The sequence below is a fragment of the Ruegeria marina genome (assembly GCF_900101475.1).
Taxonomy (GTDB): domain Bacteria; phylum Pseudomonadota; class Alphaproteobacteria; order Rhodobacterales; family Rhodobacteraceae; genus Ruegeria_B; species Ruegeria_B marina.
In genome coordinates this window covers 310,004-324,343 of sequence record NZ_FMZV01000003.1, presented here as the reverse complement: position 1 = coordinate 324,343, position 14,340 = coordinate 310,004, and the positions used below count along the sequence as shown (strand labels likewise).

Below are 14,340 nucleotides of genomic sequence, written 5' to 3'. Positions count from 1 at the left end.
GCTTTTCGGGAAATACCCGAAACACAAGGTATCGCCAGTGTCACGGGTGCGCGGCAGGGCATTGGCGATGCGGGGTAATCCCGAAAAGCCAGCCTATTTGATCCGCCCGGCCGCAGCCGCGTAGCCACCTGCCGCGCCATCCACGAAATGCACATGGTCGTCGCGCATGGCCGAGGGCACGAAACAGGTCATCATCGCCTCATCCTGGGCGAACAGACCGAAACGTATCTTGCCTTGACGCCGGGCTTCTTCAAGCAGTGCCTCTAGCCGGTTGCGGGTTTCGGCATCGCAGTCGAGCGTCATCTTTAGACCGTCATCGAACTTGCGGTAATCGGCATTCTCGACGGCGGTCCGCGCATAGTGATCGGGTCGGAACCCGCCCAACCGGATATTGGTGCGAAACAGCATCCAGATCAGCAAGTTCTGCCAAAGCAGGACGAATTTTTGCAGCCGGAAGCTGCGGCCCGCACGAGAGACGCGGGCGTCGAGGTCAAGCCCCGGTGGTGGCCAGCGCACGTCAGGGCCAGTGGCCGGCAGCGGGTGCCCGTCGCGCAGGAGCGCACCTGTCATTCCCACGATCCGACGCGCCAGATCGGCAAAGTCGCGTTCTGTCGCCCTTTCGGTCGGTTGCACGACGACAGACAGGATCTGGCCGTTCCGAGATCTGACATTGGACCAGCGGCAGGACAGGCCAGTCAGAACGGGGATAGCCCCCGGCTGGGCCTGTTCGACGGAAAATTCACCGTTCTTCATCTGTGCTTCGGCCCAGGCAAGCCCGCGTCCGGCGAACATCGCGTAATCGACCCCATCCGAGGCCGCGTAGCGCGCCACCCGCAGATCGCGACCAGCCGCCCGAATGGCCGAGACAGGCACCAGGGCAGCGCGAAGGCTGATGGAAAACTCTTCCTCCGCCCAGCGGCGCAGTGCCGCCAGTACCGTGCGGGCGCAGGCTTCATCTGATCCGGCAACTGCGAAGGATGCACCGTCGCCGCCGAAAACATAGGGAAAGGCTCGCCCACCCATTGCGTTGACCATTGCCGAGATGACCGCCGCGCCAACCATGTTTACGGTCTTGTACCGCCCGCGTGCGATTTCGCCGGTGCTGTCCACGATATCGGCGGTGCCAATAACCCAATCGTCAGGCACCGGATGAAACCTGTTCGGATCGGCCAGCAAGGCAAAATCCCGTACTGGCCGGAGGTCGGCAAAGAAAGCGTTCGGATCCTGTGGAATCGCAGTTTTGAGCATTTGATTCTCAACATAGTGCAAATGACCGGAGAACCAGAGCGGGATGACAGCCGGGCGACTTGTGTGTTGCCCGATAACATGTAAACCATCGCCCAAACCGACGGCGGAGGGGGGAACATGCAGGCCGGTCTTGTCATCCTGTGTCTGGCCTATGTGCTGAGCCAGTTCTTTCGTGCTTTTCTGGCGGTGCTTACCGCCGATCTGGCCCGTGATATCGGGGCTCAGCCCGACGATCTGGCCTTTGCCTCGGGCTTGTGGTTCCTGACTTTCGCGCTGATGCAGATCCCGGTGGGTTGGGCGCTGGACAAGGTGGGGCCGCGCCGCACCGCGGCTGTCCTGCTGATGCTTGGTGGCGGCGGCGGAGCGGCCATGTTCGCAATCGCCACCGCGCCGTTGCACATCAGTCTTGCCATGGTTCTGATCGGTATCGGGTGTTCGCCTGTCCTCATGGCCTCGTATTACATCTTTGCACGCGAGTTTCCGCCCGCGCGCTTTGCAACACTGGCCGCGCTGATGCTGGGTGTAGGGTCGGTGGGCAATCTGGTCGCCTCTTATCCCACCGCCCTGGCCGTCGAATTGATGGGCTGGCGTGCTACGCTGGCCGGATTGGCGGTGGTCTCGACCGCCGTTGCGGTCGGAATCTGGTTTTCCGTACGCGACCCGGCCAAAGCCGGGCATGGCGCTACGGGATCGTTGCTGGACCTGCTGCGCAATCCTCTCCTGTGGACCATGCTGCCGCTGATGCTGGTGGCCTATGCACCGGCCGCCGCGCTGAGAGGGCTATGGGCCGGTCCCTACCTGCGCGATGTCTACGGCCTGGACACAGGGCAGATCGGGCAGGCGACGCTGGTCATGGGGGCGGCGATGATCGCAGGTACCTTTGCCTATGGTCCGCTCGACAGGATTCTGGGCACCCGGAAATGGGTGGTGTTTGGCGGCAACCTTGGCGGCGCGCTGGCGCTGGCGCTGCTGGTGGTCTGGATCGACAAGGGCGTCGTGTCGTCGGTCGCGCTGATGGCCGTCATCGGTTTCCTCGGCGCATCCTTCCCGATGATCATGGCGCATGGCCGCGCCTTCTTTCCCGCGCATCTGGTGGGGCGCGGCGTCACGCTTCTCAACCTGTTCGGCATTGGCGGCGTAGGGCTGATGCAATTCGCCACCGGCCGCCTGCACGAGGCCTATTCCGGGGGCGCGCCTGCGGCTCCTTACGCGGCGATCCTCGCCTTCTTCGCCATCTCTCTGGCCCTTGGACTCGTGATTTATCTGTTCAGCCGCGACAGTATGGACTGATAGGGGCCTTTCCTCAGCCGTGCTTTCCTTGTAAGGAACCGCCGCCGGTCGTGGCGACCGGCGGAATCTGGAGAAACAAGAAATGGGTTATCGCGTCGTCGTCGTGGGCGCCACTGGCAATGTGGGCCGCGAAATGCTGAACATCCTGGCCGAGCGCCAGTTCCCCGTGGATGAGATTGCCGCGCTGGCAAGCCGAAAATCTCTGGGCACCGAAGTCAGCTTTGGCGACAAGACCATCAAGACCCAGGATCTGGACGTTTTCGACTTCACCGGCTGGGACATGGCCTTGTTCGCCGTGGGTTCGGACGCGACCAAGATCTATGCGCCCAAGGCCGCCGCCGCGGGCTGCGTGGTGATCGACAACAGCTCGCTCTATCGCTACGACCCGGACATTCCCCTGATCGTGCCCGAGGTGAACCCGCAGGCGATCCACGCCTATGCCAACAAGAACATCATCGCCAACCCCAACTGCTCGACTGCGCAGATGGTGGTGGCGCTGAAGCCGCTGCACGACCGCGCAAAGATCAAGCGCGTCGTCGTCTCGACCTACCAGTCGGTTTCCGGCGCGGGCAAGGAAGGTATGGACGAGCTCTGGGAGCAGACCAAGGCAGTCTACAATCCGACCTCGGACGTGCCGCCAAAGAAATTCCAGAAGGAAATCGCCTTCAACGTCATTCCCCATATCGACGTCTTCATGGAAGACGGCTCGACCAAGGAGGAATGGAAGATGGTCGCTGAGACCAAGAAGATCGTCGATCCGTCGATCAAGGTCACTGCGACCTGCGTCCGCGTGCCGGTGTTCGTCGGCCATTCCGAGGCGATCAACATCGAGTTCGAGGAATTCCTGGACGAGGACGAGGCCCGCGACATCCTGCGTGAGGCACCGGGGATCATGGTGATCGACAAGCGTGAAGCCGGCGGTTACGTCACGCCCAAGGAATGTGTCGGCGATTTCGCAACCTTCATCAGCCGTATCCGGCAGGATTCGACCGTCGAAAACGGCCTGAACCTGTGGTGCGTTTCCGACAACCTGCGCAAGGGCGCGGCACTGAACGCAGTGCAGATTGCCGAACTGCTGGGCCGGGAAGTTCTGAAGAAAGGCTGACACGGCCCGTCACGAGGAATGTGCCGCCCCTGTCCGGGAGGATGGGGGCGGTTTTCTTTTCCGGTGGGGGCTGAGTGCAATCACTGATTGCAGGTTTCAAAGGCAGAATCACTGGTTCACCGCCAGTAAAATTGCGTTTCCCAACAGGGAAAAATCTGTTCGGAACAAGTCGAACTTGGGCCAAGTCGTGGACAAACTTTTGTTTTAATTGTGATTTTTCACTTTTTAGCCACAATATTGCGCGATTCCCGACCGAATCTCAGCCAAACATCAAAGCATCAGGAAATTAACCCTTCGGCCCAAACAGCATCGGCAACGAAAACAGACCTAAAAGAGGGTATCGGTAAAGTTGTGGCCAGCGCACGGTCAAAGCCGAAGGAACGACGAGTGTAACAAGTCCGGTTCATAGCCGCGAGAGGGATTTTCTCTGGCACGAACCAAAAAGGATCGAAACTCCAGGCGGTATCGCCTCTGAAGCAAGAGGAAAACGAAAATGGCAACCATCATCACTTTCCGTCGCCCCGACACGCAGCGCCCGGCCGGCGAAAGCCAAGGTCGTTCGGACAATGTCCTGTCCATGGCCGATTGGCGGGCGCAGGCGCATCCGGTGCGCACCGCGACCGGCGTTTTCTTCGTCACCAGCCCCTGGGGCAGCTCCGGCGACGCCGCCTGATCCCGCTTGCAGACCTAACAACCCACCAGAATCTCAGGAGAATCCAGATGAACGTCTCTCTCGCACAAAAAGCCCGTCAAAACCGTATCGCCGCGCTGGAGTACCTGCGCCGGACCAAACAGGGGGCCGAGGCAGAAGTGGAAGTGCTGAACCTCTTTGCACATCGCGCCCGCCAAAAGGCCAAGCCGATCTTCTGCTCGGTCAGGGCGCAGATGGATGACGAACGTATCGCGGCCTGATCCGTGGGTCGGATAAAATAAAGGGGCGTCCGATGGGCGCCCCTTTTTCGTTCCCTATGCTCTGTTGCCGGATCACACCGGCACGAATTGCTCGGCGACCGGGTCGTAGCATTGCAGCCCGCCCTCACCGATATCGGTCCAGAGGCCGTGCAGGCTCAGCGCGCCCTCGTCGATCGCCGAGGCGATGAAGGGGAAGGTCATCAGGTTTTCCAGAGATGCGACGACCGCGTGTTTTTCCAGCTGGCGCACCTGTTCGTCCTCGTCGCCGATTTCGGCCACTTTCTCGTACTTCGGCTTGAGGATGTCCATCCAGCGTCCGACGAAGCTTTCCTTGGCCTCCAGCTGCGGCGCGTGGCCCTTGCACATGTCAAGGCATCCCTTGACGCCGCCGCATTGCGAATGGCCCAGCACGATCAGATGCGCGACCTTCAGCACGGTGACCGCATATTCCACCGCCGCGCTGGTGCCGTGGTGGTCGCCGTCGGGCAGGTAGGGCGGTACAAGGTTCGCCACGTTGCGATGAATGAAGAATTCGCCCTGGTCGGCGCCGAAGATCGAGGTCACATGCACCCGGCTGTCACAGCAGGAAATCACCATCGCGCGCGGGCGCTGTCCTTCACTGGCCAGACGCCGGTACCAGACCTGGTTCTCTGCATAGGTCGTCGCTTTCCAGCCGTGGTAGCGTTGTACCAGATAACTGGGCAGGGGGCGGGCGAGTTTCATCAGGGTCTTCCTGTCTGGTATTGGGTTGCAGGTCGCTTTAGGCGAGTTTGACGGAAAATTCGAGATATTTCCTGTCGCGGCGGAAACCTTTTGCAAACCACTCGGACGCCACGATGCGACCTGTGTCGTGGGGGCACAACGCATTGGGGTGAGATGTGGTGGAAAAGATCGTAGCGCTCGTTCAGAGCGAACCCGTTCGCCTGGACCCGGAGCGTCTGGGCGGGCTTTACCGGCAATTGGGCGACGCGGGCGCCGAAGACGTGGTCTGTCGCGCGATCGAGGAACTGGCGGTGCGCCTGTCCTATTGTGAACGGCACTGGCGGCAAAACGACTGGCCCGCACTGCGCAAATGTGCCGGGTCACTGATCGCGATTTCCGAGCAGGTCGGCATGGTTGCGTTGGCGCGGGTGGCCCGCAGCGTGACGGATGCGGTGGACAGCGGCGACCACGTCGCGACAAGCGCCGTGCTTTGTCGGCTGATTCGGGTTGGCGAACGGTCGCTGACCGAGGTCTGGGATCTGCAGGACTTGTCGGTCTGAGTAGCGGTACGGCTCCGGGCAGGGCTTGCGGGGCGGCGAACAGTGGATAGTCTGGGCTTGAGATCCATAGACCAAGGTGCTTCCATGCCGCTTGAATTCGCCCCAGCAAATGCCGATGCGCTGCCGCTTCACGTGATCGAACAGGCCGGTCTGGATGGCTGGACGGAAAGCCAACCGAAATCGGTTGTCACCTGGGTGCGCGCCAACAACTTTACCGGCAGCATTGGCCAGGTTTTGCTGATCCCGGGCGCAGATGGCGCGCCCGTGGCGGCGTTGGTGGGATACGGCAAGCCCGAAACCCGGGCACGCAAGCGGTTCGTCCTGGCCGCGGCGGCCGAGAAGCTGCCCGAGGGCGCGTGGCATGTCGCCTCGGGGTTGCCTCGGGACGTGGCCGAGACCGAGGCGCTGGGCTGGCTGATGACCGGCTATGCCTTTGACCGTTACAAATCGCAAACGCCCGCCAAGGCCGGACTGGTCGCGCCCGAAGGCGTCGACAGGACGCGGGTCGAGACGCTGGCGGCTGCCGAGGCGCTGATCCGCGATCTCGTCAATACGCCCGCGCAGGACATGGGGCCAGACGCGTTGCAGGCGGCGGCCGAAGCGCTTGCTGCCGAGTTCGGTGCAAGCTGCACCGCTGTGGTGGGCGACGATCTGCTGACGCACAACTTCCCGATGATCCACGCCGTGGGCCGCGCTGCCGTCCGCGCGCCGCGGCTGATCGAGTTGCGCTGGGGCGAGGCCGGGCCAAAGCTGACGCTTGTGGGCAAGGGGGTCTGTTTCGACACCGGTGGGCTGGACATCAAGCCCGCGTCCGGCATGCTGTTGATGAAAAAGGACATGGGCGGCGCCGCCAACGTGTTGGGTCTGGCCCGGATGATCATGGCGTTGGGTCTGCGGGTGCAGCTGCGGGTACTGATCCCGGCGGTGGAAAACGCGGTTGCCGGCAATGCCTTCCGGCCCGGCGATATCCTGACCTCGCGCAAGGGGCTGACGGTCGAGATCAACAACACAGACGCCGAGGGTCGGCTGGTGCTGGCCGATGCGCTGGCGCTGGCAGACGAGGAGGCGCCGGACATGGTGATCTCGATGGCAACGCTGACCGGCGCGGCGCGAGTGGCGGTCGGGCCGGACCTGGCGCCGTTCTACACCGATGACGAAGGCGCTGCGCAGGCGCTTGCCGAAGCGGCTGCTGGGGCCGCCGACCCGGTCTGGCGGATGCCGTTTCACGCGCCTTACGAGGACTTGATAGAACCGGGGATCGCCGATCTCGACAACGCGCCGGGCGGCGGGATGGCGGGGTCGATCACGGCGGCGCTGTTCCTGCGCCGGTTCGTGGCGGCGCGCTACATGCATTTCGACATCTTTTCCTGGCAGCAGGCCAATGCGCCGGGCCGCTCCAAGGGCGGTTTCGGGCAGGGGCCGCGCGCCTTGCTTGCCGCTCTGCCAAGGATTCTGAACCTATGAGCGCGATGGCCGCGATCCGCCGACCGGTGGTGGACCTGCTTGGCCGGCCCGAGGGGCGTCGCGACCGGCAAGTCCTGCTGGGCGAGCGGGTGGCTGTGCTGGAAGCCTCTGGGGATTGGGCGCATGTCCGTGCCGCCAAGGACGGTTACGAGGGCTGGGTACCCACTGACGCGCTTGGCGTGGACAAGATGCCAACCCATTGGGTCTGTGCCCCTTCCACCCATAGCTACACCGAGGCCGATCTGAAAAGCCCGGATCTGCTTGCGCTCAGCTTTGGCGCGCGGGTCGCTGTACGCGCGATGTCGGGCCGGTTCGCCGAAACCGACTGGGGCCATATCCCGGTGCAGCACCTTGCCCCTGTCGACCGGATGCTGGACGATCCGGTCGCGGTGGCGGAACTGTTCCTGGGCACGCCCTACTTGTGGGGCGGCAACAGCCGCTGGGGGATCGACTGTTCCGGGCTGGTGCAGGCGGCGCTGCTGGCCTGCGGGGTTGACTGTCCGGGCGACAGTGGGCCGCAATCGCGCGAGGTCGGCGCCCTCCTGCCGCCGCGCACGCCCGTGCAGCGCGGTGATTTGCTGTTCTGGAAAGGCCATGTGGCGCTGGTTGCAGATGCGGAGCGGATCCTGCACGCCAACGGCAACGACATGGCGGTGGCCTACGAGCCGCTAGCCGCGGCCGTGACCCGCATCGCCGAACAGGGCGAGGGCCCCGTGACCGCGCACCGCAGGCCCGCCGTCCCGGCTTGAACCTGCGCCAATGCTTCGATAGGGACAAAATAGCGCGCAATCGGGAGGCTCTTATGCAGGACGATCCGAAGACACTGGTTTCAACCGACTGGCTCGCCGCCCATCTGAAGGATCCGGACCTGCGGATTCTCGACGGATCCTGGCACCTGCCAAATCTGGGCCGCGACGCCAAGGCGGAATACGCCGCCGCCCATATCCCCGGCGCGCGGTTTTTTGACATCGACGAGATTTCCGACCATCGCTCGGACCTGCCGCACATGGTGCCGCCGGTCGAGAAATTCATGTCGCGGATGCGGGCGATGGGCGTCGGCGACGGCCACCAGGTGGTGGTTTATGATACACTGGGCCTGCAATCGGCGGCGCGCGTCTGGTGGCTGTTCAAGCTGATGGGGCAGGACAATATCGCCGTGCTCGACGGCGGTCTGCCGAAATGGCAGGCGGAGGGGCGCGAGATCGAGGATATGCCGCCCGTCGTGCGCGACCGGCACATGACGGTCCGGGTGCAGAACCACCTCGTGCGGGACGTGACGCAAGTGTCGGCAGCGTCCAAGCTGCATGATCACGAGATCGTCGATGCCCGTTCGGCCGGCCGTTTTGCCGGGACCGACCCCGAGCCGCGCCCGGGCCTGCGCGGCGGTCATATTCCCGGGTCGAAGAACGTGCCCTTCGGGACGTTGCTGAACAAGAACGGCACGATGAAATCCCCCGCCGACTGCCGCGCCGTGTTCGAGGCCGCTGGCGTGGATCTGAGCAAGCCGGTGATCACCAGCTGCGGCTCGGGCGTGACGGCGGCCATCCTCAGCCTGGCGCTGCAGCGTATGGGCAAGACCGATCACTCGCTTTATGACGGCTCCTGGGCTGAATGGGGCGCGTTCCCGACCCTGCCCGTCGCAACTGGAGAAAATTGATGTTCGAGAACCTCAAGGCGCAACCCGCGGACAAGATCCTTGCGCTGATGCAGATGTACAAGGACGACCCGCGCACCGACAAGATCGACTTGGGTGTCGGCGTTTACAAGAATGCCGAGGGCGTGACCCCGGTGATGCGCGCCGTAAAGGCCGCTGAAAAGATCATCTGGGAACAGCAGGAAAGCAAGTCCTACACCGGGCTGGTCGGCGATCCGGCCTATTCGGACGCGATGATCAAGCTGATCCTGGGTGATGCGGTGCCGCGCGCCAACGTGGGTGCGGCGGCGACGCCGGGCGGCACCGGCGCCTGCCGGCAGGCGTTCGAGCTGATCCGGATGGCCAACCCGGAGGCGCGTGTCTTCGTGTCGGACCCGACCTGGCCCAACCATATCTCGATCCTGAACTACCTGGGCATGACCATGGTGCCCTATCGCTATTTCGACGCCGAAACCCGTGGCGTCGATTTCGAGGGGATGCTGGCCGATCTGGAGCAGGCGCGCGCGGGCGACGTGGTGCTGCTGCATGGCTGCTGCCACAACCCGACCGGCGCCAATCTGAACATGGTGCAGTGGCAGGAGGTCGTGAAGCTGATCAACGCCAAGGGGCTGGTGGCGATGATCGACATCGCCTACCAGGGTTTTGGCGACGGGCTGGAGGAAGATGCGCAGGGCACCCGGCTGGTGGCCTCGTCGGTCAGGGAATGCCTGATCGCGGCGTCGTGTTCCAAGAATTTCGGCGTCTACCGCGAGCGCACCGGCCTGCTGATGACGGTGAGCCAGAACAGCGGTCAGACCGCGCTGAACCAGGCAACGCTGGCCTTCCTGAACCGGCAGAACTATTCCTTCCCGCCCGACCATGGCGCGCGGGTGGTGACGACGATCCTGAACGACGACGCACTGCGTGCCGACTGGATGGCCGAGTTGGAGGAGATCCGCCTGTCGATGTTGGGCCTGCGCCAGCAGTTGGCCGACGAGTTGCAGCGGCTGACGGGCTCGGATCGGTTCGGCTTCATCGCCCAGCACCGTGGCATGTTCTCGCGCATCGGCGCGGCGCCCGAGCTTGTCGAGAAGCTGCGGACCGAATTCGGTATCTACATGGTAGGCGACAGCCGGATGAACATCGCCGGTCTGAACGCCAAGACAGTACCGATCCTGGCCAAGGCGATCGTTGACGCCGGTATCTGATCGCTCGGAGCGACGGCACCAATGGCCGCCCGCCGGGCGGCCATTGGTGCCGGTCAGGCCAATCGTTTGACGCCCATCTGCGACAGGATCACGCCCGAGGCGACGATTGCGGCACCCAGCGCGCGCGTCCAGTCCCAGGGTTCGCCCAGCGCCAGCATGATCAGCATCACGTAGAAGGGCGTGACATTGATGTGAAAGGTCGAAACCGCCACGCCCAGCCGGGCGATGGCGGCCACGAACAGCGCCTGGCTTACCGCCAGCGCCACCACCGAATAGATCAGCAGCATCACCACCTGACGCAGGTCGATGGCGATGCGCGGCAGAACCTTGGCCCCGGCGGCATGAAACAGTGCCAGCAAAAGGGTCGAGGCCAGCAGGCCGCCCGCCAATGTTGCGGCCGTGCGGCCGACATCGCTCAGGCCGGGCAGGTCACGCACGCTGGCGAGGCTCGCCCAGCAATAGATGCCGGTCGACAACACCGCGAGCAGCGCGCCAAAACCCAGTTGCGCGGGCGCCAGCGCGCTGGTGGCGATCAACCCGCCAAGGACCGAGGCCGCGACCCCCAGTGCAAAGGCGCCAGTCAGCCGCCGGGTGCCCGCCGCCAGCTCCAGCGCGGTGCCGATCAGCGGCGCGCAGGACACGATCAGCGCCACCGTCACCGGGTCGGTCAGCTTCTGCGCCTCGAGCAGCAGGTAAGGGCCGATGCCGAACCCCAGCGCGCCGATCCACAGGGCCCGGCCCCAGCGCGTGCGCATCAGGGGCGCGCGCCCCTCGCGCAGCAGCCAGACCGGGACCAGCACTGTCAGCCCCAGCAGCATCCGCGCCAGCGACAGGGTCAGTGGCGGCCAGCTTTCCAGCAGGATCTGCGCCGCGGGCAGTCCGGCGGACCATGTGATCATCGAGCCTATGGCGAGCGCGTTGCCGCTCAGGACGGGCCGACCGGGCATGGACGGCTGCAATGTTGTCATCGACATCGGGTCTGGTCCTCGGGCCGGAGACGTGCCGCGATTCGGAACGCCCTGCCGTTCTGGCAGGTCGTTTTCGCCCGGTCTCGCCCGTTCTCGACAAAGTGGGCGTTTTCAGAACCTTGCGCTGTCGGGGCGCGGTTGCACCTTGGCGGCGAAAATAATATTTGAAATCTGGAATATGAAAAGAAGTTCGCCGATGTTTCCCGCCCGTTTCGCCCCGATCCTGTTTGTCCTGATCATGTCGGGGCTGATGTCCTGCATCGTCACCTGCATCGCGACCTTGCGCGCGGCGGGGATGAGCGACGACATGGCAGGCAAATGGATGGCGGCCTGGGGCATCGCCTGGCCCACTGCCTTTGTGGTGCTGCTGTTCGTGGCGCCGCTGACCCGCCGGATGGTGGCCGCCCTGGCGCGCGCCGAGGGCTGAGCGCGGCTCAGTGCGCCTCGGCCCAGTTGGCGCCGCGGCCCGCGTCCACCACCAGTTTCACGTCGAGCCGCACCGCCGGATCGGCCGCGCCCTCCATCACGTCGCGGGCGGCGGCGATGGTGGCATCCACCGCGTCCTCGGCCACTTCGAACAGCAGTTCGTCATGCACCTGGAGCAGCATCTTTGCGGGCAGGTCGCGGATTGCGCCGGGCATCCGCACCATGGCGCGGCGGATCACATCCGCCGCCGTGCCCTGGATCGGCGCGTTGATCGCGGCGCGGCGGGCAAAGCCCGCGTGCGGCCCCTTGGCGTTGATCTCGGGCGTGTGAATCTTGCGGCCAAAGAGGGTCTGTACGTAGCCATGTTCCTTGGCAAAGGCGATGGTGTCGTCCATGTAGGTGCGGATGCCGGGGAAACGCTGGAAATAGCGGTCGATGAATTCCTGCGCCTCGGCGCGCGGAATGCGCAGGTTGCGGGCGAGGCCGAAGCCCGAGATGCCATAGATCACGCCGAAGTTGATCGCCTTGGCGCGGCGGCGGATTTCCGGCGTCATCTGATCCAGCGGCACGTCGAACATCTCGGAGGCGGTCATGGCGTGGATATCGAGCCCGTCGGCAAAGGCCTGTTTCAGCGCCGGGATATCGGCGATATGGGCCAGGATGCGCAGCTCGATCTGGGAATAGTCGAGGCTGACCATCACGTTGCCGGGTTCGGCCACGAAAGCCTCGCGGATGCGGCGGCCTTCCTCGGTGCGGACGGGGATGTTTTGCAGGTTCGGGTCGGTCGAGGCCAGCCGCCCGGTATTGGCGCCGGTGATCGAATACGAGGTATGGACGCGCCCGGTCTCGGGGTTGATGTGGCCTTGCAACGCATCGGTATAGGTTGATTTCAGCTTTTGCAGCTGCCGCCAGTCGAGGATGCGCGCAGGCATTTCATGTTCGGTCGCCAGATCTTCGAGAACGTCGGCCGGGGTCGAATACTTGCCGGTCTTGCCGCGCGTGCCGCCGGGCAGCGACATCTTGTCGAACAGGATCTCGCCCACCTGCGCGGGAGAGCCGACGTTGAACGGTTCGCCCGCCAGTTCGTGGATCTCGGCCTCGAGCCCCGCCATCTTTTGCGCAAAGGCGTTCGACATCCGGCTGAGCACGTCGCGGTCGACCTTGACGCCGTGCATCTCCATCTCGGCCAGCACCGGCACCAGCGGGCGTTCCAGCGTCTCGTAGACGGTGGTGACCTGCACCCGGTGCAGCTGCGGCTTGAACAATTGCCACAGGCGCAGGGTGATGTCGGCATCCTCGGCGGCATAGGCGGTGGCGTCGGCAATCGCCACCTTGTCGAAGGTGATCGCGGATTTGCCGGACCCCAGAAGCGGCTTGATCGGGATCGGCACATGGCCGAGGTACATCTCGCTGAGCGCGTCCATCCCGTGGCCGTGCTTGCCGCCATGCATCGCGTAGGACATCAGCATGGTGTCGTCGATGGGCGTGACGTCGATGCCGTGACGGGCAAAGATCTTGGCGTCGTATTTCATGTTCTGGCCGATCTTGAGGATCGCGTCATCCTCGAGCACCGGTTTCAGGAGGTCGAGCGCCTCTTGCAGGGGCATCTGGCCCTCGGCCAGCTTGTCCGAGCCGAAAAGGTCGTTTGCATCACCGTCGCGATGGCCCAGCGGGATGTAGCAGGCCGCGCCCGGCTCGACCGCCAGCGAGATGCCGACCAGTTCGGCGCGCATCTCGTCGAGGCTGGTGGTTTCGGTATCGACCGCCACCCAGCCGCGTTCGCGCGCCTGCGCGATCCATTTCGCCAGCGCCGCCGCATCGCGCACGCATTCATAGTTGGCCGGATCGAAAGCAACCTGTTCGGGCGCGGGCGCATCCTCGGCCTGCGCGGCGGGTGCGGGTGCCTCGGGGATCACCGGCGCCTCGGCGCCCAGCTTGTCGGCGATCCGCTTGGTCAGGGTGCGGAACTCCATCTCGGCAAGGAAGCCCAGCAGTTTCTCGGGGTCCGGGTCGCGCAGTTCCAGCTCGTCGAGCGTGAAATCGAGCGGCGTGTTGGCGTCCAGCGCGACCAGCCGTTTCGACAGCTCAATCTGCGCGCGCATGTCGATCAGGGTCTGGCGGCGCTTGGGCTGCTTGATCTCTTCGGCGCGGTCCAAGAGCTCTTCGAGCGAGCCGAATTCGTTGATCAGGAGCGCGGCGGTCTTGACCCCGATGCCCGGCGCGCCCGGCACGTTGTCGACACTGTCGCCGGCCAGCGCCTGCACATCGACCACCCGGTCGGGGAAGACGCCGAATTTCTCGAACACGCCATCGCGGTCGATGCGCTTGTTCTTCATCGCGTCGAACATTTCGACCCCGTCGCCCACGAGCTGCATCAGGTCCTTGTCGGAACTGACGATTGTGACCCGCCCGCCGGCATCGCGCGCCTGGTGCGCCAGCGTGGCGATGATGTCGTCTGCCTCGTAGCCCTCAAGCTCCTTGCAGGGGATGTTGAATGCCTCGGTGGCCTGGCGGGTCAGCGGGATCTGCGGGCGCAGATCCTCGGGCATCGCCTCGCGGTTGGCCTTGTAAAGGTCATAGAGGTCGTTGCGGAACGTATGGCTGCCCTTGTCGAAAATCACTGCCAGATGGGTCGGCGCATCCGGCCCATGATCGCCATCGACATAGCGTTGCAGCATGTTGCAGAAGCCCGACACCGCCCCGATCGGCAAGCCGTCGGATTTGCGGGTCAGCGGCGGCAGCGCGTGATAGGCGCGAAAGATAAAGGCCGATCCGTCGATCAGGTGCAGATGGCAACCCTTGCCGAATGTGCTCATGCCCGTAT

At 64.2% G+C, this 14,340-nt stretch carries 14 protein-coding genes; 10 read left to right on the top strand and 4 right to left on the bottom strand.

Translation table 11 applies throughout. The features are described from left to right. Positions 1–93: 93 nt before the first annotated feature. Positions 94–1,248, bottom strand: coding sequence for a DUF3095 domain-containing protein (locus BLT75_RS06275; protein WP_093028814.1), 1,155 nt, complete (start codon positions 1,246–1,248; stop codon positions 94–96). Positions 1,249–1,365: 117 nt separating this feature from the next. Here BLT75_RS06275 and BLT75_RS06270 point away from each other — a divergent pair, with 117 nt between their 5' ends. From BLT75_RS06270 to BLT75_RS06255, 4 genes are all read left to right on the top strand, one after another. Beyond that, on the top strand, positions 1,366–2,538 hold the full coding sequence (locus tag BLT75_RS06270) for an MFS transporter (RefSeq protein ID WP_093028811.1): 1,173 nt from the start codon (positions 1,366–1,368) through the stop codon (positions 2,536–2,538). A gap of 82 nt (positions 2,539–2,620) precedes the next feature. After that, the gene (locus BLT75_RS06265) at positions 2,621–3,643 is read left to right on the top strand and encodes an aspartate-semialdehyde dehydrogenase (RefSeq protein ID WP_093028809.1); all 1,023 of its coding nucleotides are present in this window, start codon (positions 2,621–2,623) and stop codon (positions 3,641–3,643) included. A gap of 493 nt (positions 3,644–4,136) precedes the next feature. After that, the gene (locus BLT75_RS06260) at positions 4,137–4,316 is read left to right on the top strand and encodes a hypothetical protein (protein WP_093028807.1); all 180 of its coding nucleotides are present in this window, start codon (positions 4,137–4,139) and stop codon (positions 4,314–4,316) included. Between the two features lie 47 nt (positions 4,317–4,363). Next, positions 4,364–4,555, top strand: a complete 192-nt coding sequence (locus tag BLT75_RS06255; protein WP_093028805.1) for a hypothetical protein — start codon at positions 4,364–4,366, stop codon at positions 4,553–4,555. 72 nt (positions 4,556–4,627) lie between these two features. On the opposite strand, the gene BLT75_RS06250 is transcribed toward BLT75_RS06255, so the two are convergent. Then, positions 4,628–5,278 (bottom strand): carbonic anhydrase, encoded by a 651-nt coding sequence (locus BLT75_RS06250; RefSeq protein ID WP_093028803.1) that lies wholly within the window; start codon positions 5,276–5,278, stop codon positions 4,628–4,630. Between the two features lie 158 nt (positions 5,279–5,436). Here BLT75_RS06250 and BLT75_RS06245 point away from each other — a divergent pair, with 158 nt between their 5' ends. From BLT75_RS06245 to BLT75_RS06225, 5 genes are all read left to right on the top strand, one after another. Continuing rightward, positions 5,437–5,817, top strand: coding sequence for a hypothetical protein (locus BLT75_RS06245; protein ID WP_425441121.1), 381 nt, complete (start codon positions 5,437–5,439; stop codon positions 5,815–5,817). 84 nt (positions 5,818–5,901) lie between these two features. Continuing rightward, the gene (locus BLT75_RS06240; protein ID WP_093028801.1) at positions 5,902–7,281 is read left to right on the top strand and encodes a leucyl aminopeptidase family protein; all 1,380 of its coding nucleotides are present in this window, start codon (positions 5,902–5,904) and stop codon (positions 7,279–7,281) included. Next, positions 7,278–8,030: a C40 family peptidase gene (locus tag BLT75_RS06235; protein ID WP_093028799.1), complete on the top strand. Its 753-nt coding sequence runs from the start codon at positions 7,278–7,280 to the stop codon at positions 8,028–8,030. Before BLT75_RS06240 ends, BLT75_RS06235 begins: the two co-directional genes overlap by 4 nt. 53 nt (positions 8,031–8,083) lie before the next feature. Continuing rightward, on the top strand, positions 8,084–8,938 hold the full coding sequence (sseA, locus tag BLT75_RS06230) for a 3-mercaptopyruvate sulfurtransferase (protein WP_093028797.1): 855 nt from the start codon (positions 8,084–8,086) through the stop codon (positions 8,936–8,938). Then, entirely contained in the window at positions 8,938–10,122 is a 1,185-nt protein-coding gene (locus BLT75_RS06225) for an amino acid aminotransferase (RefSeq protein WP_093028795.1), read from the top strand. The genes sseA and BLT75_RS06225 overlap by 1 nt, the downstream gene beginning before the upstream one ends. A 53-nt stretch (positions 10,123–10,175) precedes the next feature. Here the strand turns inward: BLT75_RS06225 and BLT75_RS06220 are convergent, their stop codons facing one another. Further along, positions 10,176–11,096, bottom strand: a complete 921-nt coding sequence (locus tag BLT75_RS06220; protein ID WP_245706384.1) for a DMT family transporter — start codon at positions 11,094–11,096, stop codon at positions 10,176–10,178. Positions 11,097–11,286: 190 nt separating this feature from the next. Between BLT75_RS06220 and BLT75_RS06215 the strand changes: the two genes are divergently transcribed. Continuing rightward, positions 11,287–11,517, top strand: a complete 231-nt coding sequence (locus BLT75_RS06215) for a DUF2798 domain-containing protein (protein WP_093028791.1) — start codon at positions 11,287–11,289, stop codon at positions 11,515–11,517. Between the two features lie 7 nt (positions 11,518–11,524). Here the strand turns inward: BLT75_RS06215 and polA are convergent, their stop codons facing one another. After that, complete coding sequence (polA, locus tag BLT75_RS06210; protein ID WP_093028789.1) at positions 11,525–14,332, bottom strand: DNA polymerase I; 2,808 nt, start codon at positions 14,330–14,332, stop codon at positions 11,525–11,527. Positions 14,333–14,340: the final 8 nt, after the last annotated feature.